The organism is Acidobacteriota bacterium (assembly GCA_039030395.1).
Classification (GTDB): Bacteria; Acidobacteriota; Thermoanaerobaculia; order Multivoradales; family JBCCEF01; genus JBCCEF01.
The window spans coordinates 60,387-84,591 of record JBCCEF010000010.1; the positions used below are offsets into that span (position 1 = coordinate 60,387).

The window sequence follows — 24,205 nt, forward strand, 5'->3', positions numbered from 1 at the left end:
ACCTGCTAACCTCCGGCCCATGAACGCCAAGATCCGCCCCTTCGCCCTCTCCGTTGCCCTCCTCCTGTTCGCCGCCATCGCTTGCGCCGAGTCGCCGGCCAGGACACCGGCGGCCCAGCGGGACCTGGGCGATATCGAGTTTCCCACCTCCGGCGAGCCGGCCGCTCAGAGCCACTTCGAGCGCGGCATGCTGTGGCTCCACAGCTTCGAGTACGAGGATGCCCGGAGCGAGTTCCGGAAGGCCCTGGAGGTCGACCCGGACTACGTCATGGCGGTGTGGGGCGAGGCGCTGACCTTTCATCATCCGATCTGGGTGCGGCAGGACGTGGAGCGCGGCCGCCGTGCCCTCGAACGGCTCGGACAAGGCCGCGAGGCGCGCCTTTCGAAGGCCCCGACGGTGCGGGAGCGCGGCTACCTGGAAGCGGTCGAGGCACTTTTCGGGGAGGGTACCAAGGAAGAGCGCGATGCGGCCTACGCGGCGGCCATGGGGAGTCTCGTCGAGCGCTATCCGGAGGACCAGGAGGCGGCCAGCCTGTATGCCCTAGCGATCCTCGGCACGGCCCAGGGCGACCGCGACTTTGCAACCTACATGCGCGCCGCTGCCATTGCCGAAGAGGTCTATCGGCGAAATCCCCGTCATCCCGGTGCCCTGCACTACTTGATTCACTCCTACGACGATCCCATCCATGGTCCCCTCGGCTTGCGGGCGGCCCGGGTGTATGCCGACGTCGCGCCTTCCGCGCCGCACGCTCTGCATATGCCGTCGCACATCTTCTTTGCCTTGGGGATGTGGGACGAATCGGCGGCCTCGAACGTCGACTCCTTCGACGCTGCGGCGGCCCGCGGCCGGCGCAACGACCACGCTCTGTACTGGTTGCACTACACCCTTTTGCAGCAGGGTCGCTGGAATTCCGCCCGCGAGCGGCTGGAGTTCTTGGTCGCGGAACTGAAGGACAAGGACGATCCCCGGGGCTGGCGGCATCTCGCGTACTTGCGGGCGAGCCACGGCGTCGAAACCGGCCAGTGGCCGTCGACTCCAGGCGATGTGGAGGGCAAGGTCGATTCCTCGCTGGTGCGGGCGGCGGATCTCTACGCCGCCGGCACCATGGGCTGGTCCAAGGGCAACCTGCCGGCGGCCGAGGCGGCCCTCGCCAGGCTCAAGGAAGTCGCAGGAGACCTCTCCGAGGGGGACGAAGCGGCCTTTCTGGCGGGCCAGCTCGAAGGGCGATTGCTGCTCTACAAGGGACAGTCCGACGAGGGCATCGAGCTGCTGCGCCGGGTGGCCGACGCGGAAGACAACCGCAGCTACGAGATCGGCCCGCCGATGCCTCCCAAGCCCACCCGCGAGGTGCTCGGTGAAGGCCTGCTCAACCTCGGACGACCGGCCGAGGCGCGCCAGGAGTTCGAGGCGGTGCTGGAGCGCTTTCCGGGACGGGCTTGGACCCTACGGTCGCTGATTCGGGCCCTGTGCAAGGTGGAAGACTTTCCGGCGGCCCATCGGGCGATGGGTCAACTCGAAGGCTACCGCCGGAATGCCGAGCCAGGATCCGAGGCCATTCCCACCTGTGACCATTAGATCCGCTACGCCTCGGCGGCGGCGGCGACCGGGTCCAGCCAGCCCCAGCGGTCTTCCGTCGTGCCGTCGAAGATTCCGCGGAACATCTCCTGCAATTTGCGGGTGATCGGCCCCGGCCGGCCGTCGCCGATGTCGAGGCCGTCGACGGTGCGCACCGGCACGATCTCGGCGGCGGTGCCGGTCAAGAACATCTCGTCAGCGCCGTAGACCCGCTCGCGGATCAAGTTCTCTTCGCGCACCGGAATACCGATCTCGGCGGCCAGGCGGAAGACCGTGGCGCGGGTGATGCCAGAGAGCACCGAGGCGGCCAGAGGCGGGGTCACCAGCTCGCCGCCGATCACCAGAAACAGATTCTCGCCTGCCCCTTCGCTGACGAAGCCCGCGGTATTCAGAGCAATACCCTCGGTGTAGCCGTGACGCTGCGCTTCCTGCGACACCAGGCGGGAACTCAAGTAGTGGCCGCCGGCCTTCGCCATCAGCGGGGTGGCGTTGCTCGGCGGGCGCTGCCAGGAAGAGAACCCCACGTCGATGCCGTGGGCGTGGGACTCTTCGCCCAGGTAGGCGCCCCAAGGGAAGGCCGCAATGGCCAGTTCCACCTCGCAACCCCGGCCGGTCAGGCCGATGCCGCCGGCGCCCAGGTAGGCGATCGGTCGCACATAGGCTGCGCCCAGGTCGTTGGCGGTCACCACATCGCGACAGGCGTCGAACACCTCGTCGAAGCTCCAGGGAATGTCCAGGCGGTAGATCCGGGCCGAGGCGAACAGCCGCAGAAGGTGGTCGCGCAGGCGAAAGATGCAGGTTCCCTGGTGCGTCTCGTAGGCTCGGATGCCCTCGAAGACCGAGGTGCCGTAATGCAGGCCGTGGGTCATGATGTGGCAGGTCGCGTTCTCCCAGGGGACCAGGGAGCCGTTGTGCCAGATCGCTTCGGCGCGTTTGTTCATCGGGGTTTGCGCTCCTATTCCAACATTCCTCTCGACCTACGAGGGGAGTGATTCCAGCGGATTCCGGCCTACCAGTATGGCGGACCGGCTCGAAAGGCTCAAGGTGAGCCGCTGGGTCAGTTTCGCGACGACGTCCGTAAACGCCAGACAATCCAGGCACTTACGACGAGGTCGAAACTCAGGCAGGCGACGGCATACCGGGCCGGCGCAAGGGAGCGCCCTGGACCGACGAAATGAAGACCCAGGTCCCACACCGTATGAAGGCCCCAGCCGGCGGCGAGCCAATAGCCGGAGCGCCGAATTCCCAGCAGGGCAAACAGGCTGAACAGCAAGACCCCGGCCAGCTCGATCGCCAACCACCCGCTACCCGCCTCGGAGATGCCCCCGAAGAACACGTAGATCCAGGCGGCGATCATCAGGCCGACGGCGAGGATTCCGCGGCTGCCCTGCCGGCGAAGGGTGGCCAGACGCAGGAAGAGCGCCGCCAGAGCGGCACCGACCACCAGCCAGAAGAGGATCTGCAGATGAGACAGCGTCGCCGACTCCATCGGGTCAGGAAGGCTTCGCCACGGTGAACTCGAAGTCGAAAACATGGCGCTCGGCGTGCCCGGTGGAGAAGGTCCCTTCGCCCTGCAGGCCGGCCAATGCTCCGGTCCCGGATCCCGGCACCACGGTGCAGATGGCGCTGGCGATGCCCTTGGCGTAGCTGCCGGCGTGGTGCAGCACGAAAGAGCCCTCCCTGCCTCCGACCTGGCCCGTCACCAGCTCCTGGCCGACGAAACTCGCCGAGCCGTCCGGCCGGTAGGTCATCAGGTAGTCGAGGGTGCCCTCACCTTCGATCACCCCCGAGAATCCCTTGGAGATCTGCGCCCGGGTCAATTTCCGCCCATCGTCGCCTTCGGAATAGGCGATTTCGTTCCAGGAACGGATCTCGAAGGTGGTGCTGGGATTTTCGGTCAAGGGGGCTCCTTTCGCAGTGGGGGAAGTGCTGACCCTTGCAGCCTACCAGGCTGACAGTTCTCGCTTGGGCACGGTGGACCTCACTTATCGTGTTACGATATGTTGATCGATCGGTGCAACGTAGGAGGGTGTATGGCTCAGACCACCGTTTCCCCCAAGTTTCAAGTCGTCATTCCCAAGGAAGTTCGGCAACAGGTCCCTATTTTCAAGGGTCAGCGCTTGGGCGTGATCGTCAAGAACGGTCTCATCACCTTGGTTCCGGATCGGCCCATCGCTGAAATGAGAGGGTTTCTTCGCGGGATACCGACGGAAGGAGTTCGGGAGAAGAAGGATCGAATGTGAATCTGGTCGATTCTTCTGGCTGGCTTGAGTTCTTCTCCGATGGTCCTCTTGCCGATCACTATGCCGAGTACCTAGCAGACCCCTCGAAAGTCCTGACTCCGACGGTAGTGCTGTATGAGGTCTACAAGTGGATCAAGCGTTCACGGTCGGAAGAAGAGGCTCTGATCGTCGCCGCGCGTCTTACGGGAACCATGGTGGTTTCGCTCCAGCCTACGGTGGCTCTGGAGGCCGGTGACCTGAGCCTGGAGCACGGATTGGCGATGGCCGACGCTCTGATCTACGCGACCGCCCTGCACCATCAAGCTTCGGTCATCACCAGCGATGCTGACTTCGAGCACCTGCCAGGGGTCGTCTACTTAGCTAAATCGTAGAAAGATTCTGCGGCAGCGAACGAGGGCTTCTCGGCACTGGAGCCGGTGCGTCATTGCGCATGCGGTCATCACCTGGTACGATGCTTCCGGTCCTATTCAATAATCAGCGGAACTGCTGTTGTGTTGGAGTGCTGATGAGGGAATCCGCCTGATTTGGCGGGGTTCTGGATGGAACGGTGTCACGCGCCGCTTGCCGAGAGTGTGCTTCTTGATGCGTGCTTCACTATTTTCTTGTAGGGGGTTGAGTCTGCCGGCGGGATGGCCGCTCACTCCTTTGCGCGACCTTGTAGGGAACTTCCCGTGGCCTGGTTGGCCGGTTCCCGCTCATTTCCTTGGAGGCAACTGAATGCACCGACCGAGTTTTCCGCTAAAGACCCTTAGTGTGGTGGCGGCTCTGGCCGCGCTATTGTTCACCGGCGGGCTTTGGGCCGTCGGCCCGGACGCCGGTGAAGGCCACAGCCTGCGCGACTTCGATGCGCGGGTGCGCTACAACCAAACCTTCAAAGTCGACCCCACGGCGGGCCAGCAGCAGAGAATCGCGGCGATGAGCGCCGCGGTGCCGGAGATGGCCGTCACCTTCGAGGAGACCACGGGCGCCACCCGCACGGTCTACAACCAGACCGGTTATCTAACCGGTCCTCGCAGCGGTGAGCCGCTGGCGATCGCCAAGGACTATCTCCAGACTCAGCTCGGACTCCTCGGGCTCGACGGGAGCGATTTCGCCGGCCACGAGCTGACGGATCTGGTGCCCAGCCGGGTGACTGGTGCCAGTCACGTCTACCTGCGCCAGGTCCATCAGGGCATTCCGGTCTACAACGGCCAGCTCCACGTCAACGTCAACCGCGAAGGGCGAATTCTCGGCGTCAACAACTCCTTCTTGCCGAAGCTGGCCTTGGCCGTCAACCGGGCACAGCCCGGCCTGCGGGCCGTCGAGGCCGTCCGCATCGCCGCCGAGCACCTGGGGCTGCCGGTGGACATTCGCGCGCTGACCCGCCCGAACGGAGTGCGTCAGACCACTCGCCTGCGGGCCCGGGGTGTGTCCTTGGACGAGGTTGAGGCAAGCCTGATGTGGTTGCCGGTCCGACGCGGTGAGGCGCGGCTGGTGTGGAACTTCAACGTGCGCACGCCGGACGGCATACACCACTATGACTTCAATATCGATGCGCACGACGGCAGGGTGTGGACCCGCTTCGACTGGACCCGCAGCGACAGTTACCGGGTCTACCCGATTCCGGCCGAGTCGCCGAGCCACGTTTCGCCGGTGCCGCCGGCCGACGGCCGCACCCTGGTATCGGATCCGGCGTCCACCGCTGCATCGCCCCTCGGCTGGCACGATACCGGGACCACCAGCTACACGATCATGCGCGGCAACAACGCCCACGCCTTCCCGGACACCGACGGCAACGGCGCACCTCCCGCTTCGGAGACGAGCTGCGGGGCGTCGCTGGATTGCGACTTCTCGATCAACCTCAATCAAGCGCCGAGCCAGTACCAGCCGGCGGCGACGGCAAATGCCTTCTACTGGAACAACATCCTGCACGACATCCAGTACCTCTACGGTTTCGACGAGGCGGCCGGTAACTTCCAGCAGAACAACTTCGGCAACGGCGGCGCCGGTGGCGACTACGTCAATGTGTCGGTGCAGTCGGGCAACTTCCGGTGCCCGAACAACGCGTTCTTCTCGACTCCGCCGGATGGCGGCAACGGCGCCATGCTGATGTGCCTCTGGACCTCGCCGAACCCGGACCGGGACGGCGATCTCGACAACGGCATCATGGCCCACGAGTTCGGCCACGGCGTGTCGATCCGTCAGGTCGGTGGTCCGTCCAATTCGAGCTGCTTGAACAACAACCAGCAGGCCGGTGAGGGCTGGAGCGACCTGATGTCGTTGATGTACACCCACGAAGTGGGCGATCAGGGCACGGACCCGCGCGGTATCGGCACCTACGCCCTCAATCAACCGACGTCCGGCGCCGGCATTCGCACCCAGCGCTACTCCACCAATCCCGCGGTCAACAACCACACCTACGAGTCGATCCAGGGGATGGCGATCCCGCACGGCGTCGGCGAGGTGTGGGCGCAGGCGTACTGGGAGGTGTATTGGGCGCTGGTGGATCAGTACGGCTTCGATCCGGACCTCTACGACGCCTCCGGCGGCTCCGGCAACCAGCGGGCGATGTTCTACTTCAACGAGGGACTGAAGAACACCGCCTGCTCGCCGACCTTCGTCGACAATCGAGACGGCATCATCCAGGCGGCGACGGACAATTTCGGCGGCGCCGATGTTTGCCTGATCTGGGAGACCTTCGCGGCCTTCGGCCTAGGCGAGGATGCCGTCTCCGGCGGCTCCGGCTCGACCAACCCGACCAACGGCTTCGCGGTGCCGGCTTCCTGCGCCTGTCAGCCTTCGGCGGTGGCCGATGCCGGCCCGGACCAGTCCATCTGCCTGGGCGACTCGGCGACGGTCGGCACTCCGGCCCTTGCCGGACACAGCTATAGCTGGGCGCCGGGCGGTCAGTCGACGGCTCAGATCTCCGTCAGCCCGTCGACTTCGACCACCTACACGGTGACGGCGACGACCACCTGTGGTTCCGCTCAGGATTCCGCCACGGTGACCGTCGACAGCGGCACCGGCGGTGGCCTGAACGACGATTTCGAAGGCAGCGTCGCTGGCTGGACCACCTCCGGCCTGTGGCACGTGGCGACCAATTCGACCTGCGCCAGCCCGCAGAACGGCTACACCTCGCCGGTCAACGCCTTCTACTATGGCCAGGATTCGACCTGCAACTACGACTCCGGCGCCGCCAACAGCGGCTCCTTGACCTCGCCGGTGATCACCGGGATCACCGCGTCGTCGACCCTGACCTTCCAGTATCTCCGTCAGGTGGAGAGCTTCAGCGGAGCCTTTGATTCGACGGTGGTCGAGATTGTCACCGGCAGTGGGGCGACGACGGTGTTCGCCCTCGATTCGTCGGACGCATCGACCTCCGTGTGGGAGTCGAGCGGTGCGATCTCGCTGAGTGCCTTCGCCGGTCAGAGCATTCAGGTGCGTTTCACCTTCGATACCAGCGATAACGTCGACAACGATCAGATCGGCTGGTTCGTCGACGATGTGGTGGTGACCGGGGATTCGCCGTGCACGCCGTCGAACACCCCGCCGACGGTGACCATCTCTTCGCCGGCGGATCCGACCACCGTGACGCAAGGCGCTTCGGTGACCTTCACCGGCACCGCGACGGACGCCGAGGACGGTACCCTCACGGGTTCGCTGTCCTGGAGCTCGAACCTGGACGGCGCCATTGGTTCCGGCGGTTCGTTCTCGACCTCGTCGCTCTCCATCGGCACCCACACGGTGACCGCTTCGGTGACCGACAGCGGCAGCCTCTCGGGTTCCGACACGGTGACCGTCACGGTCAACGCGCCGACCAACGACGTGCCGAACGTCAACATTTCGTCGCCGGCGGATCCGACGACGGTGACCGAGGGCACTTCGGTGACCTTCACCGGCACGGCGACGGACACCGAGGACGGCACCTTGACGGGTTCGTTGTCCTGGAGTTCGAACCTGGACGGCGTGATCGGTGCCGGTGGTTCGTTCTCGACCTCGTCGCTGTCCGTGGGTGCTCACACGGTGACCGCCTCGGTCACCGACAGTGGCGGTGCCACCGGCTCCGACACGGTCAGCGTGACGGTCAATGCGGACACCCCGGGTTGCTCCGACTGCATCGACTGGAGCGTCACCGGCACGGTGTCGTACTCGACGCAGGACGCCAGCGCCGACGTGACGGTGGAGGACGGCGGAGATACCTTGCTGCTGGAGCAGAACACCTGGCGGCGGACGACGGATACCTTCACCGTCACCTCCAACACGGTGCTGGAGTTCGACTTCTCGTCCACCGACGAGGGTGAGATCCACGGCATCGGCTTCGACGAGGACGACACCATCAGCAACGCTGTCCGGGTGTTCCAGGTGCACGGCACCCAGAACTGGGGGAGCGCCAACCACGACTTCGATAATTACGTCGCGGGCAGTGGTTTCGTCACCTATTCGATTCCGGTGGGGCAGTACTACACCGGCAGCGGGTTGCGTTTGGTGCTGGTCAACGACAAGGATGCCGGAGCGCTGACCAACGACAGCCGGTTCCGCAACGTGCGGATCTACGAGGACGTGCCGGTGGGTTGCGCCGTCAACGATGATTTCGAGGGTGGCGCTGCCGCCTGGATCAATGGCGCTGCGGCGACCTGTACCACCGGTGACTTCGTGGTGGGTACGCCGACCCAGCAGACCAACGGCGGGGTGACCACCCAGGTCGGCGGTGACCACACCACCGGGTCCGGCAACGCCATCTTCACGGCGACCAACACCAGCGCCGGCAATGCCGACGTGGATGGCGGCACCTGCATCCTCGAGTCGCCGGTGTTCTCGGTGGCCGAGGCGTCGGTGTTGCGCGTTTGGTACTTCCACGGTCAGCGCGATGCCGGGGACGACGCGGGAGACCTTTTCCGCTTGGAGGTGTCCACCAACGGTGGCTCCAGCTACACGTCGATCGTCGATCTCGGCGACGTCACCAGCAACGCGGCATGGACCGAGGCAACGTCGGCGATTCCCGCCGGCTCGTCGGTGATGCTGCGGGTGCAGGTGGCCGATGCCACCGCCGATGGCGACTTGGTCGAGGCGGGAATCGACGACCTGTCGATCTGCCCTTCCCCGTAGGTAGGCGCTAGCGAGGATTCCGGGACCGCTTCGGCGGATCCCGGGATTCTCTGGACATCGTATGGATCCTTCGGGCTCGGCTCTCAGCCGAGCCCGAAGTGTTTTCGGGGCGTGTCTCCGACCTTGCCCGCGAGCCTTTCGCTTCGAACGCCTAGCGGTAGCGCACCCGGAAGAGTGCGCTGTAGAGCAGGGGGACGACGAAGAGGGTCAGGGCCGTCGCGAAGGCCAGGCCGAAGATGATCGTCACAGCCATCGGCTGGAACATCGCCGTACCGCCCCACCACAAAGGCAGCAATCCGAGGACGGTCGTTGCGGTGGTCAGCAGAATGGGGCGCAGTCGCTGCTGGCAGGCATCGATCACCGCTTGACTCGGCGCCTTGCCGAGTTCCGTTTGCTCGATCTTGATGCGATCCAACAGCACGATGGCGTTGTTGATGATGATGCCGGACAGCGCGATCAATCCCAGAAGCGTGAAGAAGCCAAAGCTCGATCGAGCGACCAGAAGACCGAAGGTCACTCCGATCAAGCCCAGCGGAATGGTGGTGAGGATGATCAGTGGCCGACGAAGGGAATTGAACTGCCCAACCAACAACAGCAGGATCGCCATGCCGGCGAGGGGTAGTTTGGCGGCGATCGAAGCGTTGGCTTCGTCGGAGGATTCCGACTCGCCGCCTTCCTCATAGCGAAATTCGTCCGGCCAACCGGTACTCGCTTCGGCGAGCCAAGGGGAGAGTTCGGCGTTGACTTCGGAGGCGGTGACCTGCGGGTCGAGGGTGACCTTGAGGACCATGGTGCGCTCGCGATCGCGACGCTCGATAATGCCGGGCTCGAAGGCAAGGCGGACATCGGCGACCTGTTTCAGCGGCACTGTGGTGCCGGCGGCCTGAGAGTAGACGCTCAGACCGTCGATCTTGCCGATGTCCTGACGGTCGGCGGCGACGGAGCGCAGGGTCACCGGGATCAGTTTGTCTCCTTCTCGATACTCGGTCATGTCGATTCCCGCCAGACTGGCATTCAGGGAGTAGGCCACGTCTTCACTGGTGACCCCGGCTGAGCGAGCACGCTCTTGGTCTACTTCCACCACCAGTTTCTTGGTTTTGAGGCCCCAGGTGTTCTTGACCGAACGAACGGCGGGAATCCGGTACAGCCGGTCGGTGACTTCTGCCGCAACGGAGTAGAGTGAATCGAGGTCGGGCCCGGAGATGCGAATCTGAATCGGGTAGCCCACCGGCGGACCGTTCTCGAGGCGGGCGATCTGCGTTTGGAGGTCCGGGTGCTGTTGCCGAATATACCTCTGGAGGCCGGCGATGATCTCGTCGACGTCTTTCCCGTCAGCGGTCTTGCCGATCAAGAAAGTGTTCGCCGGGTTGGCGTTGGGTGGATCGAGCGCCAGGGTAAACCGTGGACCTCCTTCGCCGATGAAGGTGAGCCAATGGGTCAGTCGGGAGTCGCCGTCGGCTGCTCGATGGAAGGTGCTGTCGAGGTATTGATCGATGTCGGCCATCACTTGCTGGCTGGTTTCGATCGATGTCCCCAAAGGCATCTCCAGTTTGCCTGAAAACACCGGATCCTCGGAGGGTGCAATGAACACCTGGGGGACCCACCGAAAGCTGAAAATGGCCAGGGCGAAGGCTGCCACCACCACCAAACCGCTGAGCAACGGGAAGCGCAGGGCGCGCAACAACAGGTTGCGATAGAGGCGATACCAGCGACCGTCGAAGACCTCCTCGCTGGCCGTCTCGCCGGATTTCTTCTTGACCCTGAGGGCGACGGTGGTCAGCAGCGGAATAAAGGTCATGGCCAAGAGCCACGAGATGAGCAAGGTGATGGTGACGACGTAGAAAATGTCGGCGGTGTACTCTCCGACCGCCGATTCCGCCAGCCCGATGGGCGTGAAGGCGGCGGCGGTGGTGAGCGAGGAAATCAGCAGCGGGGTGATCAGCTCGCGCCCGGACTCGACGGCGGCGGGAATGGCCGCCATCCCTCGCTCTCGTTTGACCAGTACCGACTCGACCATCACGATGGCGTTGTCGACCAGGAGGCCCAAAGCGATGATCAAGGCGGCCAAGGAGATTTGGTTGATGGTGATGCCGAACAACTGCATCACATAGAAGGTGATGATCATGGCGCTGGGGATGAGCGTCGCCACGACCATGCCGGTGCGAAAGCCGAGAGTGAAGATCATCACCAAGATGACGATGCCGATGGCCTGCAGCAGGCTGGAGAGGAAGTCATTGATATTGGCCTCGACCAACTCCGACTGAAACCAGACCTTTTCGATTTCGACTCCCCACGGATAGCGGTTTTGAATCCGCGGGATCTCGCGGTCGAGGATGTCTCCGAGTTTGCGGATGTCGCCGCCTTCGCGCATGGAAATGGCAATGGCCAGGGCCGCTTTGCCGTTGATCCGCGTCACGCTCGACGGTGGATCCACCGTATCTCGGTACACCTGGGCGATGTCTTCGAGGTACACCATGCTGCCGGAAGGTAGCTGTAGCACCGTCCGCCGAAGGTCCTCGACGGATTCGAAATTGCCCGTCGGTTCGAGCACAATGCGCTCCCGGCCGCTCGTTACATTGCCTCCGGAGGACAAAATGTTGACGCTCGCCAAGGAAGCCGAGAGCTGCTGCGGAGAGAGGCCGATTTCGCGTAGTCGGGCGTGGTTGTACTCGACGAAAACGACCTCTTGTTGAGTGCCGTGGAGGGTGACCTTGGCGACTTCCGAGATTTTGAGGAGCTGATCGCGGATCTCGTCGGCGATGTCCTCGAGTTCGGCGTAGTCGTAGCCCTCGCCGCTCAAGGTGTAGACGCTGCCGAAGACGTCACCGAATTCGTCGTTGACAAAGGGGCCGTCGACGGACTGGGGAAGATCTCCCTGAACGTCTTCGATCTTGCGCCGCAGATCATCGAAGATCGGGCGCATGTTCTTGTAGCTCTCGAGGAAGTTGACGCTGACGATGGAAATGCCGGTTCGCGACTCGGAGGTGATGAAATCGACCTCCGGCATCTCCTGCGCTTTCTTCTCGATCTTGTCTGTGACCAACTGTTCGACCCGTTCCGGGCTGGCGCCGGGAAAGCGGGTGGTGACGACCGCTGTGCGAACGATGAACCCCGGATCCTGGGCTTTGGGGAGGGCGACGTAGGCGAGTATTCCGGAGAGGAGAAGAACGCCCACCAGCACCAACGTGATGCGATTTCGGCGGATGGCTACTTCGGTCAAAGACACTGCTTCATCCCTTCCTGGATTCTTCGAGAAGGACTCGCAGGCCGTCCCGAATCAACGAGGTTCCCGCCGTGATGACCCGATCTCCAACCGACAGTCCGGCCGTGATCTCGGCTCCGTCCTCGGTGAGATCTCCGACCGTGACGACCCGTTGGGTCACGATCCCCTCGCCGGGTTCGTCGGCCGCTTCAGCGAGGTAGACGTAGGTCGTGCCGCCGCTCTCCACCAAAGCCGACAGGGGGATCAAGAACCGTCCGTCGGAGGAACCGGCGGCCAGCTCGAAGCGGACCTCCGCCGCCAGGCCGGCGCGCAGTTCCGGGTGATCCCCTTCGAGGGTCACGGTGGCCGGAAAGGTCGAACCCTGGCGGGCGCTGATGCCAACTTCCGTCAGCCGTCCGGGAAACACCTCATCGGGTCGGGCGTCGAAGCGAACCTGGGCGGTCATCCCTGTCTCGAGATCTGCAACCAGACTTTCGGGGATCGAGAGGCTGACTTCGAGCCCTTCGCCGCAGTTGACCGTTGCGACCGTTCCACCGGTCGACACGTTCTCGTTGACCTCCACATCGATGGACGCCACCGAACAGTCCGTCGAGGCCGCTAGACGGGTGTAGGAGACATTCAGGCGTGCCAGTTCCAAGGCCTTTTGGGAAGCTCGCACTTGCGCTTCGGCCGACTCCGCAGAGGCACGAGCGCTGTCGAGGTCGGTACGCGAAGCGTTGTTGTCGGCGTAGAGGTCCTTGGTGCGCGCATAGGTCGCTGCGGCATTGCGTTCGGAGGCGACGGCCTGGGCGAGGCTGGCTTGGGACTGTTCGGCCTGTAGTTCGTAGGAGAACGGGTCGAGGCGGGCGACCAGGTCTCCGCGGCGGAGCTTCTGTCCCACCTCGATGGGCAAAGCCACGACGGTGCCGCCGACTTTGAAACTGAGACGAGAGGTTTGGACGGCCCGCGATGTGCCTGTGAAGGTTCGCGTGCGACGGCCATCGGCAGACTGGACGGTCCATGTCCGAACGCTGCGGAGTGCCTCCTCGGTCGATGGCTCTGCCGGGCCGCAGCCGTTGAGCAGTCCGAAGGCCAGCAGAAGGATGGCAAGGGGTCGGAAAGGCTCAGTCATCGGTCGATTCTCCTTGGGTCAAGCTCTGCTTGAGGTCTTCCAGGGACGTGGCTCGTTCTTCGGCGTCGAGAAAAAAGTCGAAGCGCCCGACGGCCCGCTGTACGTTCATCAGGTCGATCAGAAAGTTGTACACCGTGCTGGCCTCTGCCAGTTCGGCTCGCAGGGAGGCATCCTGGGCGTCCAGAAGGTCGAGAATTCCGGTGGCTCCCTCGCGGTAGGAAGCGGTCACCAATTCCAGGTTCTGGCGCGAGGCCTCCGCGGCTTGTTCGGCCAAGGGTAGGTTGTTGTAGGAGGCGTTAGCGAGGTGAAGGGTCGAACGGATCGACTGCTCGAGCTGTACCCGGATGGCCTGGCGACGCAGCTTCAGGGCCTCGAGTTCCAGCTCCGACTGGAGTCGCCGGCTCTTGCGGGCGCCGCCGCTGAACAGCGGCAGGGAAGCCGTAACCCCGATCGACCAGTCGCTCTCCCCGGCCAAATCGATGGGGCCCTCACGGCTTTCTTCGAGAGTCTCGGTGGCCTGCCCCTGGAGCGTGACTTCCGGCGAGTAGTAGGCCCGTCGATCCGCCAGAAGCTGCCTCTCGAGGGAAGCGATGGTGGCGTCGAGGGAATCCAGCTCCGGGGCGCGTTCCAGGCCCTCCGCGATCAGTTGCTCGGCGAAGGCCTGGAAGGAGCCCGGGTTGTCGATCAAGTCGCCTAGCTCATTGTCCGGATCGAGAAACTCCGGATCACGTAGGGTCGAAGGCGTGATCGGTCGGCGCTCCGTCAGCGGTCGGTTGAGCACGCGGTTCAGGTTCTCATAGGAGCGGTCTCGCTCGGCGAAAGCGTCGATGGCCGCCTGCCGAGCTGCCGCCAATTCGCTTTCCCAGCGCAAGACGTCCGAGCGGTTCGAAGCCCCGATGCGAACTCGATCTTGGGCGAGGTCGAGGTTGGCTCGGATCAACTCCAGGTTGTTCCGCTGGACTTGCCACTGGGTTTCGGTGAGTTGGAGGGTAAGGAAGGCCACCGTCGCCTCCTGGATCGTGTCGAGGCGGAAGGCTTCCAGATCGTAGCGCTGACTCTCGAAGGATCGCTCCTGGATCTCGACTCCTGCCCGTGCCGATTCCGACCAGAGGATCTGGCGGATCGAGAGGGCGGCCTTCAGGTCGCGCTCGGCCAGGGCTCCGGAGGAGACCGAGGAGCTGCCGTCGTTGAACTGATTGCCCTGGAGACTGGAGGAGATCTGAGGACGCAGGTTGGCTCGAGCTTGTTCGGTGATTTGCTTTGTCGCTGCCGTTCGGAAACTGTCGGCGAGATAGGCGAGGTTGCTCTTCACCGCCTCCCGAGCCACGTCGCCCAGGGACCAGGGCTCTCCCCTCGTCGGGGTTTCGGCGTTGATCAATTCCGCTTCGATCAGCACCGAGTAGCGGGGCCACAGATCGAGGGCCCGGGCGGTCTCCATGTTGAGAAAGATCCGGCGCTTCTCCTGGAAGGCGACGGGTAGCCGGGAGGCGTCCTCGCCGAGCAGCGCCGCCTGAATCTGAAGGGCGGTTTTGCGGGCGATCCGCTGCCAGTCGGAACGGCGCGTATCGGCCATCAGCAAGCCGTTCTCCACCATGTCGTCGCCATCGAAGGTGAAGCTGGGGAGCCGACGCTCGATCAGGCCTTCCACGAGCCGCTCGATGGCCCCGGGGCTCAACCGATCCGCGCCACCGATCATCACCGCATCGACAGTGGCCGGGAGATCCGTCAACAAATCCCCTTCCGGGTCGGTGAAGGGCAGCAAGACGACCTCGACCCCAGCGTATTCTGCGATTCGGGTGGCTTCGAGGGCAATGTCATCCACGGCCTCGAGAATGAACCCATCTACCAACATGCCGAGGGTGTCGAAATCCGCTACGCGCTGGAAGGCTTCTAGATCGACGGAAAAATCGGTGCTGTCGCTCAGGTAGGCGAGGTTGGTCTTGCCGGAGCTAGCGCCGTCTCGCGGCAAGCCGAGGAGGCGAGCATCGAACACCACCGGTAGAAACGTCGGCTTGGCGTAGCTCGGGCGTTTTCCGAGAATCTGGTTAGCGAGCAAGCCGGTTACGAGAACGACGTTGACTCGCTCGTCGGCGTAGGCTCTTTCGAGGGCGTTGTGAATACCGTCGGCCGTCCAGTCCCCGCCGAATTCAAGGAACTGCATCTCGAACTCTCCCTTTGTAAGGGCGAGCAGCTCTTGGCGGAAGATCTCATCCGTTCGAGAGTCCCGGGGGGGTGGGCCATCGCCCAGGAGGGCGACTCCGATGGGTTGGCAAAGAGCAGGGCAGGTCGTGAGAACGGCGAGAATCCAGAGAAGGACAGTTCGTGGCAAAGGGGGGCTCCTCTTTCGGTTTCGGAGGCGGGTTTTCGACCGAGATCCTACTCTAGATCGACGGTGTCCGCCGCCGGTTCTCGGCTAGGGATCACGGCGAATACCGAGGGCTTTCATCCGCCGGTAGAGGGTGGAAACCGCCAGGTCCAGCGCCGCTGCCGCTTCGGTCACGCTGGCGTCGGTCCGGAAGAGGGCGGCGGAGATGGCGTTCCGCTCGGCGCTTTCGAGGACTTCCTTGAGGGATCCCGCCGGCGCTTCGGTCGCGCTCGCGGCCAACCGCCGGCTCAGGGCCTGGGTTCCTAGTAGTTCTCCATCGCTCAGAAAAAGCGCCGCCCGGGCAATCTCCGTGCGGAGTTGACGGATGTTGCCCGGCCAACGGAAGGCTTCCAACCGGTCCAGCGCCGCCCGTGAGATACCCGCTGGGCGAATGCCCAAGGCCTCGGCCTCCGCGGCGAGGAAGGTGATCGCCAGGTTGGCGATGTCCACCCGGCGCTCCCGCAGCGGCGGTACGGTGACTTCCCAGCCGGCGATGCGGTGGTAGAGATCGCTCCGGAAGCTGCCCGCGGCGAGCATCTCTTCCAGTGGCTGATGGGTGGCGGCCAGGATCCGCGCCTCCGCCGGGCGCGGTTCGCGGCCGCCGAGGCGGTACACCTCACCCTCTTGCAGAACTCGCAGGATCTTCGCCTGGGTGGCCGGCGCCATATCGCCGATCTCGTCCAAGAAGAGGGTGCCGCCGTGGGCCGCTTCGAACTTTCCTGGCCGGGCATCCACTCCGGTGGCGACGCCCCGTTCGATGCCGAACAGTTCCGACTCCAACAAATCGTCCGGCAGGGCGGCGCAGTTGAGGGTGACGAGCGGTCCGGCGAGGCCGGAGGCCTCGTGGACATAGCGTGCCAGGACCTCTTTGCCGGTGCCCGATTCCCCCCGAATCAGCACTCCGATCTTGCCCGGTGCCACCCGCGCAGCCTGGGCATAGATCTCCTGCACTCGGCGGTCGAGGCTGGCCGGTGGCGGCAGTGGGGGAGGTTGGCTGCGGGGCGACGCGGTCCTGCTCAGTCCCCGCTGGTCTCGGGAGCCCGACAGGGCGAGCAGGCTGGCGGCGCATTCCACCACCCCCTGGCAGGCCCGCGCGACGCCCGACTGGAAAAAGGTCACCGCCACCCGGACGTCCTGCCGATCTGCCGCGATCTCCAGAGTGTCTGCGCGGGGCGAGGTCGCCTCGCGGCGCCCTTCGAACAACAGGCCCGCGGTTTTTTCTTCGATGCGGACGGCGAGGCAGGAGAGGGAGCGAAACAAGGCGGCTCCCAACGCCTGGGCTGCTCCGAGGCGGTCCAGGCCTCCGGCCATTCGCTCGAGCAAGGGAGGGATCTCTCCGACCAAGAAACCCTGGGCCGGAGCCAGCGCGGCGGTGCTCTGGTGGGTGCCCTCTCGGGTAGGCCGCGATCCGACTTCCGAGGCTAGTCGAACGCCGGCTTCGAGATCCCCATCCGGCGCTTCCTCCAAGCGCACTTCAACACTTCCCAACTGCAAGACCTGGCCGGCCTTCAGAGCGGTCGGGGCCCGCAACTTCGAACCCCCGACGCGGCTTCCATTGCTGGAACCAAGATCCTCGGCTGCGACGGAACCGTCCCGCTGGGTCAATCGCAGGTGCCGGCGCGACACGCTCGGATGGGAAATCTGAATATCGCAGCCCGGTCCGGAGCCCACTACGGTGGTCTCGGCGGCCAGCGGCCGGCGTAGAGGTCGCCCTTCGAGATCGATGGAGAGGATCCAGGCCATCGTAGGAAACCTATCAGTTCGCTCTCACCGGTGAGAAAACGATCGTCTCGAAAATGAGAATGCGTCGTCCCTTCGGCTGCCGATGGGATGAAAACACAGTGCTCGAGGACTACGACAAGATTCATGTAAATGAAATCAATACAGTGGCTTGCGGGATATGAGCGAGGGCCCTTCCCGACGCCTCCACAAGGTGCCAGGGACTTGGTAGCGACCTTGCTTTTGGGGGTAGGTGATGCGGCGAAGAGGCCGCCCCTAACATCCACGATATCTCCAAGAGAGGTGAGTCCATGAATCCGAAGAATTTCCCCAGTCCCCGATGGCTGGTCGCGATCGCGCTGTTGAGCGCGGTCTGTTCGGCTGGAGCCCTTGGCGCTGAAGAGGAGCGCGAAGAGCTGGTCGCAGAGCGCACCGTTTACATGAAGACCTTCGACAATCACGACGGCACCAAGACCCAACACATTGGACTCGAGCCGTTGCACTACCAGTCCGAGAGCGGTGGGACCTTCGAGGTGATCGATCCGCGGCTGGTGGAAGAGGCCGGCTGGCAGAACGATGCCAATTCCTTTTCGGTGCGGTTGCCGCAGCAACTCGGGGCCGGTGACTCTGTGGAGCTGAAAGGCGGCGCCCTTCGCTGGCGGCCGGGAGTGCTCTATGCCCGTACCCTTTCCGGTGCCGAGATCGCGATTGCGGAGGCGGCGCCAGCCTGGGGCTCGCGCTTTGAGGAGTTCGAGAACATCGTCATCTATCCGGACCTCTATCCGGGAATGGACCTCTTGGCGGAGGTGCGTGGTGGCACGTTGAACCTGTCCTTTCGTTTCACCGAGTGGGCCTTCTCCCTGGCGCCGGAGCAAATTGCTTCCTTCGAGCTGGAGGCGGATTTCGAAGTGAACGATCCCGCTCTGCTCGAGGAGGTGGACACTCGGGCGGCAGAGGGAGAGACCTTTGAAGAGATCCCGCTTTACTTCGGTCAACCCGATGATGAGTTTGTGATTGCTCTCTTCGGCCTGCCGGACGCTACGGAGCATGAGTTGGAGACCTACGCGGATGCCTTGCGCCGGGAGGAAGAAGCGGAAGCCGCTTCGGCGCCGGAGACCTGGCGTTCCAATACCTTCCACTGGCTGCAGACCGGGCGTTTGGTACACCACTTCTACTATCCGAAGGCGCCGACCTTCGGCCCCGGTTGGGGAACCGGCAGTACGACCGCCGCGCTCATTGCCAGCTTTCGCTTCGTGATGATCGATGGCCCGCGTCAGCGGCGCTATTTCACCGCGGCCTATTCGCCGGCGAATTTTGGCCGCCGTGACGCCGGGGCCCCGGCGATCGGTGTGACCAGCCGCTGTGCCGTGGCGGGCAAGGGGTGCCAGCTTTTCTGGAATTACATCGCCGCCGGCAAGGGCGATGGCAGGGCCCGGCGGGCCTTTGTCTTTTTCCCGGGTATGAAGCCGATGCTCGATGCGATCCGCGCCGCGGGGCCGGACATGACCATTCTCGACGTGCAGGTCGGCTTTGACCAGCAATTGGCCAAACCGCCGGGATCGGTGGCCATCCGGACCGATGAAATCATTGCCCACCGTGCCCTGCCGTGGATGTTCAAGGATGGCTATGCGATCAAGGTGCACGACTGGCCGACCATCGTGCCCCATCCCTATAACCAGCAGTTGCGGACCGTTTCCAACGGCTGGATCAAGACCGCGACCTGGTCGCCCTTGAGCGGCCGGTCGCGCACCGTGAAAGTCGACGGCGACGACCTCACCTTCGGCAGCTTGATGCATACCGCCAATGGCTCATCGCGAACCGCGGCGACGGACCTTCGCAAGCTACTCGCCGGCAATGACCACCCGATGACGGTCATCCTGGCGTTGCCCTACGACCGGACGCCCTGCACCGTCTGCACCTCGAATCATCCGGATGCGGCGGTGCAGGCGTTGAACGGGGACTACCGGGTCGGGGCCGTCTTCTATGAGCTGGCGTTGGAGGTGACGACCACCAACAAGCCGATTCGTGACGCTCAGGTGACGGCGCAGAGCGTCGTCTCGGGCGGCGACCGCCTCTACCCCGGCGAAACCCTCGCCTGGGATTTGGAGATGACCCAGTATTCCGGTCCGGCGGATGTTCTGGAATTCATCGAGCCGAAGTGGGATCCGAAGTACTTCGACATTTGGACGACCGATCCCGCCACCGGCGCTGCGCTGAACGCTCCGAGGCTTTCGCAGGTGGGGGACAAGGTGCGGGTGCATGTGAGGTGGAAGCGCGCCGACCCGAAGCTTTACGACAAGGTGGAGAGACTGGTGTTCTACGGAGGATTCCAGAGCGGTACTCGCTTTCTCGGCAAGGTGGAGATCCCGGTTTTGCTCTTCGGGCCGGTGGCGCAGCCGACGATCACCCAACTCCACTCGGTGCTCGAGGACGACATTCCGTCGGCGATGACCTTGGCCGAGATCAAGCTGCCCGCCACACCCCTCAAAGCAACGGCCTGGGCCGAGGCCGAGCTGCGGTGGTTGAGCGGACCGACCAAGGCTCCAAAGGAGGGTGTGCATTGGGTGAGGAGGAATGCCACCACCGGCACGGATGGCTGGGTGGACGTGTATCCGGATCAGTTCAAGCCCGGCATACACACCCTGGAACTCACCCCTTGCCTGAAGCCCACCGGAACGAATGGGCCGGTCCATTGCCAGACGGCCCGCAAGCAGCAAATGACTCTGGAGGTGCGCGCCGCGGCTTCGCCACCGCCGACTCCGAAGCCGGAGATCGACTTCGTCAGTCCCTGGAGTATCGACAACCCCTCCGGTGGCCCGGTGACCGTGTCGATCTTCGGCAGCGATGTCGGTGGTGCCTCGTCTGGAACCGCCGTGACCATCCCGCAGGTGGTGACCAACGCTACGCCCCTGGCGGGTTCGACGGCGTCTCGCACCAACATTTCGGCGTCTCTTTCGGCGTCCGGGGTGTGTGGCCCGCGGCAATTGCGATTGACCACCGCCGGTGGCAGCGACGTGCATTTCTTCAACGTCACCCGGCCCTTCCAGGGAAGTCCCAACCACTTCGCCACGGAAGCCGAGGCGGGCACGCGGAGCGGGTTGCGGAATCTTTCCTTTCCGGAAGCCTCGGGGGGCAAGGCGGTGGGGCCGGGCTTGGCCGACGTGAAGAGCAGCGCCACCTTCAAGATGCAGGTGCCCGCCACTTCTTCGAACTATCAGCTCTACGTGCTCTATCGCACGCCGGGATCGGTTACGGCGCGGGCGAATGCCACGATCAAACTTCCCGGAGCGGCCGGTTCGACGATCGCCGTGGCGCTTCCGGCGACCAGCGGCAAGGACTTCAAACTGGCGTCCCTCTACGACTTTAGACAGTCGAAGCCGCCGAGCACCTTTGCCCTCCAGGCGGGGCAGACCTACCAGGTGATCCTGTCGACCCGGACCGGCCAAGACTTTCCGATCGTCGACATGCTGATTCTCAGCGATGGCTCGCTACCACCGACGCTGGCGGAGCTTTGCCGCTAGCTGGATCGCGGACGGCGAGCAGGGGGTTGAGCCGGTAGGCCTCCTGCAAGTCCTTCTCGGCCTCTGCTGCGAGGGTGGCGCGATCCGTCACCCTCGCCAAGGCCAGCTTCAGCTCGCCCCGGGCCGCCAGTAGTGCCGGATGATTGCGGTGAACCGCCAGCGCTTCGTCCAGCGTCCGCCGGCCATCGGCCCACCGGACCGATGCCTGGTCCTCGAGGGATCCTTGAAGCTGTCGTAACTCCGCGTACACCAGGCTGGTCTCGGCATCCGCCGGTCGAATGGCCAGGGCCTCTTCGAGCCGGCGTTCCGCCTCGGCGAGCAAATGAGCCCGTCGCTCGGGGTCGGCTCCCATCGGCCGGGCCCGGTGGAGCGCCACCTGCGCGAGGGTTCGGCGAGCGGTGACCGATTCGCCGTCGATCGCCAGCGCTTCGGTGGCCCTCTCGATGGCCTTCGCGAGGGCTTCCTCGCCGCTTCCCTGAGCGAGGCGCCGGCGGGCGTCTGCCTCCAGCCACCAGATGTTTGCCAGCTCCGCCAAGCCGGCGGCGTACCGTGGATTGCGTTCGAGGGCCGCGCCGTAGCGTCGGCGGGCCGTTGCCAGCGCCGGCGAAGGGTCGGCGCCGGTGAGCAGGGCGTAGCGGGCGCGGACTTGCTCCACGCGACCCATGTTGACGTGCGGTTGAAAGGCCCGTTCGTTCAGGCGGACGGTGTTTTGAAGCGCTTCGTTGGCCCGGTCGAGCTGTAGTTCGGGATCGCGGCCGTGAGACACCTCCCAGCGCGCCTGATACATGCTCGCCTGGCCCCGATTGTTGTAGGCCGAGGCGTAGTTGGGGTGGACTTCCAGGCTGCTGGCGAAGGCCTCTTCCGCCTGGCGGAAGGACTCGCTGGGGTCCTCTCCGCGGCCCATCGCCGCCTGGCCCAGATCCATCAGAGCGATGCCCAGATTGTTGCGGGCATAGGCGTTCTCCGGGTTGAGGGCGAGGGCTCTCGCATAGGCATCGACGGCCGCCCGCAGGCTGTCCCGGGCATCGAGCCCGCGCGAACTCTCATGGCGGGCGCGGAAAGTGTGGGAGCGTCCGAGGTTGTTCAGGGCATAGCCGTAGTCCGGATCGCGGGCGAGAGCGTCTTCCAGCGAGGCGATGGCTTGGTCGAGGGAGGCCGTGGGATCTGCCCCGCTGCCCATCTCGACGAGGGCACGCCGGTTGAGGATGTTGCCCTGGTGGTTGAGGAGCAGGGTCGGATCGTCGGCCAGACCGATCCCGGTGCGCGTGGCTTCGAGGGCGGCATCGAGATCCGGCAGCGGATCTTCGCCGATCTGACTGCGGTGCAGGGCCCGGTCGTTGAACACGCCTGCCAGACGCTGCCAGCCGCGTGGACCCGAGGGATCGAGTTCCACCGCCCGGCGCGCATGGTGTTCCGCCCGGGCAGAGGCCGCGGAGCGGTCCTCGCCGCGCACGGCGAGCTGTTCCGCGCGGATGGTCCAGAGGGTCGCGATGCCGGTTTCGAGAAGCGCCCGATCCGGTTCAACGGCAATGCCGGCACGGCAGTCCGCCAGGGCCCTCGACTGCACCGCCTCCACATCGCCACCGCGGCCGTAGACCTCCATCTCCATGCGCTTGCCTCCGAGGTCGCACAGCCGCAGGTGGATGTCGCTGGCGCTGGGAGCGATCTCCATCGCCCGCCGGTAGTCGCCCTCGGCCTGATCGAAGGCCGCCGCTGCCTCCTCCGGTTGGCCGGACATGCGTAGCCCATCGCCGGCCGTCGCCTTCACATCACCGCTCAGGATGGCTGCCTCGAACAGCCAGGGCGCCTCTTCCAAAGCTGCCGCCGCGGCGGCCGCGGCGGTGGGGGAGTCGTCGCCGTAGAAGGCGATCAGTCCTTCGAGGTAGGCCGGTACGGTGACGGCGCTGCCGCGGCTCGCCGCGAGGAACTCCAGCGCCGGGTCGCGCAGTTCCTCGGCCGCCTGGGCCAGCGCCGTCTCACGGGCGACGCGGTGGCCGATTCCGCGGGCGATCCGTACGGCCCGTTCGTACTGACGGCCGTAGACCAAGCCGAGGGCGAAGGCCGCTTCGGGCGGACGATAGCCGCTCTTCCAGGCTTGATCGAGGGGTGGCCGCGCGGCGTCGATCCGGCCGAGGGCGAGGTGGCCGCGGCCGATGGCGTGGAGGGCAGGTCCGCGGATGGCGGCCGCGGTGGTCTGCGCCTCCACCTCCAGCTCCGCCACCCGCTGCCGCACGCGGTCTCGCTCCGCGCGAATATCGTGAGCGGGGCTCATGTGCGAGGCCCTCATCAGCCATTCCAAATCCTTCACCTCGGCGGTGAATCGTTGCGCCGCCTGCGCCTCCTGGAGCGACTGCCAGCGGGCGTAGAGGGTGTAAGAACCGAGGGCCACCAGGGCGCCGGCCGCCAGGGCGATCACCGCCGCCACGTTGCGGTGCTTGCGAAACTTCTTGGCGAGGTGATAAGCGAGGGTGGGGGCCTGGGCGGCGATCGGCTCGCCGTCGAGGAAGCAGTGCAGTTCCTCGGCCAGGGCGCGGGCCGAAGGGTAGCGCCGGCCCGGGTTCTTCTCCAGGCACTTGAGGGTGATGACTTCCAGGTCCCGCGGCAGGTTCGATCGGTGGCGGCGAAGAGCCGTGGGTTCCTGATGCAGGGTCTTGAGCAGCAGGTCCGTCTGCCCGCCCTCGAACACCGGTTGTCCGGTCAGCACCTGGTAGAGGGTGGCGCCGAGGCCGTAGACGTCGCTTCGCCGGTCGACCAGCGCGCTGTCTCCCTCCGCCTGCTCCGGAGCCATGAACGGCGGCGTGCCGAGGACCGCACCATCCACCGTCCAGCGGGTGGCGCCGTCGACCTGATGGACCAAGCCGAAATCCACCACGTAGGGATGGAACGTCGCGTCGCGCCCGCTCTCGCGGGTCTCCTCCACCAGGATGTTTCCGGGTTTGAGATCGCGGTGGATCAGGCCGGTGCGATGGGCTTCGTGCACCGCCGCGGCCACCTGCGCCATCGCCCGCACCCGCTGTTTGAGGGACATGCGCGGTGCGACCTCGTCGAGCGGCAGCCCCTCGATGCACTGCATGGCGATGTAGGGGTTCTCCGGGTTGGCTCCCACTTCGTACACCCGGCAGATGTGCGGATGGTCGAGCCGTGCCTGGGCACGCGCCTCCCGTAGCAGTCGGCCGGCGGCCTCTTCGCTGTAGGACCGCAGAACCTTGAGAGCCACGTGGCGTTCGAGCAGGGGATCCCAGACCTTGTAGACCTCTCCCATGCCGCCGCGGCCGAGAACGGTGCCCGTTTCGTATCTCATGGACGCTCCTTCGGAGGATGTCTCGGAGTACCTATGCCTTGTGAGCGAGCCTAGCAGCCGT

General features: G+C 64.8%; 13 protein-coding genes. 5 read left to right on the forward strand and 8 right to left on the reverse strand.

The window, feature by feature from the left end:
• Window positions 1–19 precede the first annotated feature (19 nt).
• Window positions 20–1,576, forward strand: coding sequence for a tetratricopeptide repeat protein (locus tag AAF481_11485; GenBank protein ID MEM7481787.1), 1,557 nt, complete (start codon window positions 20–22; stop codon window positions 1,574–1,576).
• A gap of 5 nt (window positions 1,577–1,581) precedes the next feature.
• Here the strand turns inward: AAF481_11485 and AAF481_11490 are convergent, their stop codons facing one another.
• The 3 genes from AAF481_11490 to AAF481_11500 form a co-directional block, all read right to left on the reverse strand.
• Window positions 1,582–2,517, reverse strand: a complete 936-nt coding sequence (locus AAF481_11490) for a branched-chain amino acid transaminase (GenBank protein ID MEM7481788.1) — start codon at window positions 2,515–2,517, stop codon at window positions 1,582–1,584.
• A 116-nt stretch (window positions 2,518–2,633) separates the two neighbouring features.
• Entirely contained in the window at window positions 2,634–3,065 is a 432-nt protein-coding gene (locus tag AAF481_11495) for a DUF6010 family protein (protein ID MEM7481789.1), read from the reverse strand.
• A 4-nt stretch (window positions 3,066–3,069) separates the two neighbouring features.
• Window positions 3,070–3,477 (reverse strand): DUF3224 domain-containing protein, encoded by a 408-nt coding sequence (locus AAF481_11500; protein MEM7481790.1) that lies wholly within the window; start codon window positions 3,475–3,477, stop codon window positions 3,070–3,072.
• Window positions 3,478–3,609: 132 nt separating this feature from the next.
• Between AAF481_11500 and AAF481_11505 the strand changes: the two genes are divergently transcribed.
• From AAF481_11505 to AAF481_11515, 3 genes are all read left to right on the forward strand, one after another.
• Window positions 3,610–3,819, forward strand: a complete 210-nt coding sequence (locus tag AAF481_11505; GenBank protein ID MEM7481791.1) for an AbrB/MazE/SpoVT family DNA-binding domain-containing protein — start codon at window positions 3,610–3,612, stop codon at window positions 3,817–3,819.
• Window positions 3,816–4,190, forward strand: coding sequence for a type II toxin-antitoxin system VapC family toxin (locus AAF481_11510; protein ID MEM7481792.1), 375 nt, complete (start codon window positions 3,816–3,818; stop codon window positions 4,188–4,190). The genes AAF481_11505 and AAF481_11510 overlap by 4 nt, the downstream gene beginning before the upstream one ends.
• Window positions 4,191–4,536: 346 nt before the next feature.
• Window positions 4,537–8,904 (forward strand): M36 family metallopeptidase, encoded by a 4,368-nt coding sequence (locus tag AAF481_11515; protein MEM7481793.1) that lies wholly within the window; start codon window positions 4,537–4,539, stop codon window positions 8,902–8,904.
• A gap of 151 nt (window positions 8,905–9,055) precedes the next feature.
• Here AAF481_11515 and AAF481_11520 read toward each other — a convergent pair whose 3' ends face one another.
• From AAF481_11520 to AAF481_11535, 4 genes are all read right to left on the reverse strand, one after another.
• The gene (locus tag AAF481_11520; GenBank protein ID MEM7481794.1) at window positions 9,056–12,130 is read right to left on the reverse strand and encodes an efflux RND transporter permease subunit; all 3,075 of its coding nucleotides are present in this window, start codon (window positions 12,128–12,130) and stop codon (window positions 9,056–9,058) included.
• A 4-nt stretch (window positions 12,131–12,134) separates the two neighbouring features.
• Window positions 12,135–13,238 carry an efflux RND transporter periplasmic adaptor subunit gene (locus tag AAF481_11525; protein MEM7481795.1) on the reverse strand — a complete coding sequence of 368 codons (1,104 nt, stop codon included), beginning with the start codon at window positions 13,236–13,238 and terminating at the stop codon, window positions 12,135–12,137.
• Entirely contained in the window at window positions 13,231–15,399 is a 2,169-nt protein-coding gene (locus AAF481_11530; protein ID MEM7481796.1) for a TolC family protein, read from the reverse strand. Before AAF481_11530 ends, AAF481_11525 begins: the two co-directional genes overlap by 8 nt.
• A gap of 252 nt (window positions 15,400–15,651) precedes the next feature.
• Entirely contained in the window at window positions 15,652–17,346 is a 1,695-nt protein-coding gene (locus tag AAF481_11535) for a sigma 54-interacting transcriptional regulator (protein ID MEM7481797.1), read from the reverse strand.
• A gap of 287 nt (window positions 17,347–17,633) precedes the next feature.
• Between AAF481_11535 and AAF481_11540 the strand changes: the two genes are divergently transcribed.
• Window positions 17,634–20,843, forward strand: a complete 3,210-nt coding sequence (locus tag AAF481_11540; GenBank protein MEM7481798.1) for a hypothetical protein — start codon at window positions 17,634–17,636, stop codon at window positions 20,841–20,843.
• On the opposite strand, the gene AAF481_11545 is transcribed toward AAF481_11540, so the two are convergent.
• Window positions 20,797–24,144 (reverse strand): protein kinase, encoded by a 3,348-nt coding sequence (locus AAF481_11545; protein MEM7481799.1) that lies wholly within the window; start codon window positions 24,142–24,144, stop codon window positions 20,797–20,799. The two genes, AAF481_11540 and AAF481_11545, sit on opposite strands and share 47 nt — an antisense overlap.
• Window positions 24,145–24,205: the final 61 nt, after the last annotated feature.

Coding starts and splice junctions, on each gene's coding strand:
- AAF481_11485 (MEM7481787.1), top strand. CDS start 20: ATGAACGCCAAGATCCGCCCCTTCGCCCTCTCCGTTGCCCTCCTCCTG.
- AAF481_11490 (MEM7481788.1), bottom strand. CDS start 2,517: ATGAACAAACGCGCCGAAGCGATCTGGCACAACGGCTCCCTGGTCCCC.
- AAF481_11495 (MEM7481789.1), bottom strand. CDS start 3,065: ATGGAGTCGGCGACGCTGTCTCATCTGCAGATCCTCTTCTGGCTGGTG.
- AAF481_11505 (MEM7481791.1), top strand. CDS start 3,610: ATGGCTCAGACCACCGTTTCCCCCAAGTTTCAAGTCGTCATTCCCAAG.
- AAF481_11515 (MEM7481793.1), top strand. CDS start 4,537: ATGCACCGACCGAGTTTTCCGCTAAAGACCCTTAGTGTGGTGGCGGCT.
- AAF481_11525 (MEM7481795.1), bottom strand. CDS start 13,238: ATGACTGAGCCTTTCCGACCCCTTGCCATCCTTCTGCTGGCCTTCGGA.
- AAF481_11530 (MEM7481796.1), bottom strand. CDS start 15,399: ATGCAGTTCCTTGAATTCGGCGGGGACTGGACGGCCGACGGTATTCAC.
- AAF481_11535 (MEM7481797.1), bottom strand. CDS start 17,346: ATGGCCTGGATCCTCTCCATCGATCTCGAAGGGCGACCTCTACGCCGG.
- AAF481_11540 (MEM7481798.1), top strand. CDS start 17,634: ATGAATCCGAAGAATTTCCCCAGTCCCCGATGGCTGGTCGCGATCGCG.
- AAF481_11545 (MEM7481799.1), bottom strand. CDS start 24,144: ATGAGATACGAAACGGGCACCGTTCTCGGCCGCGGCGGCATGGGAGAG.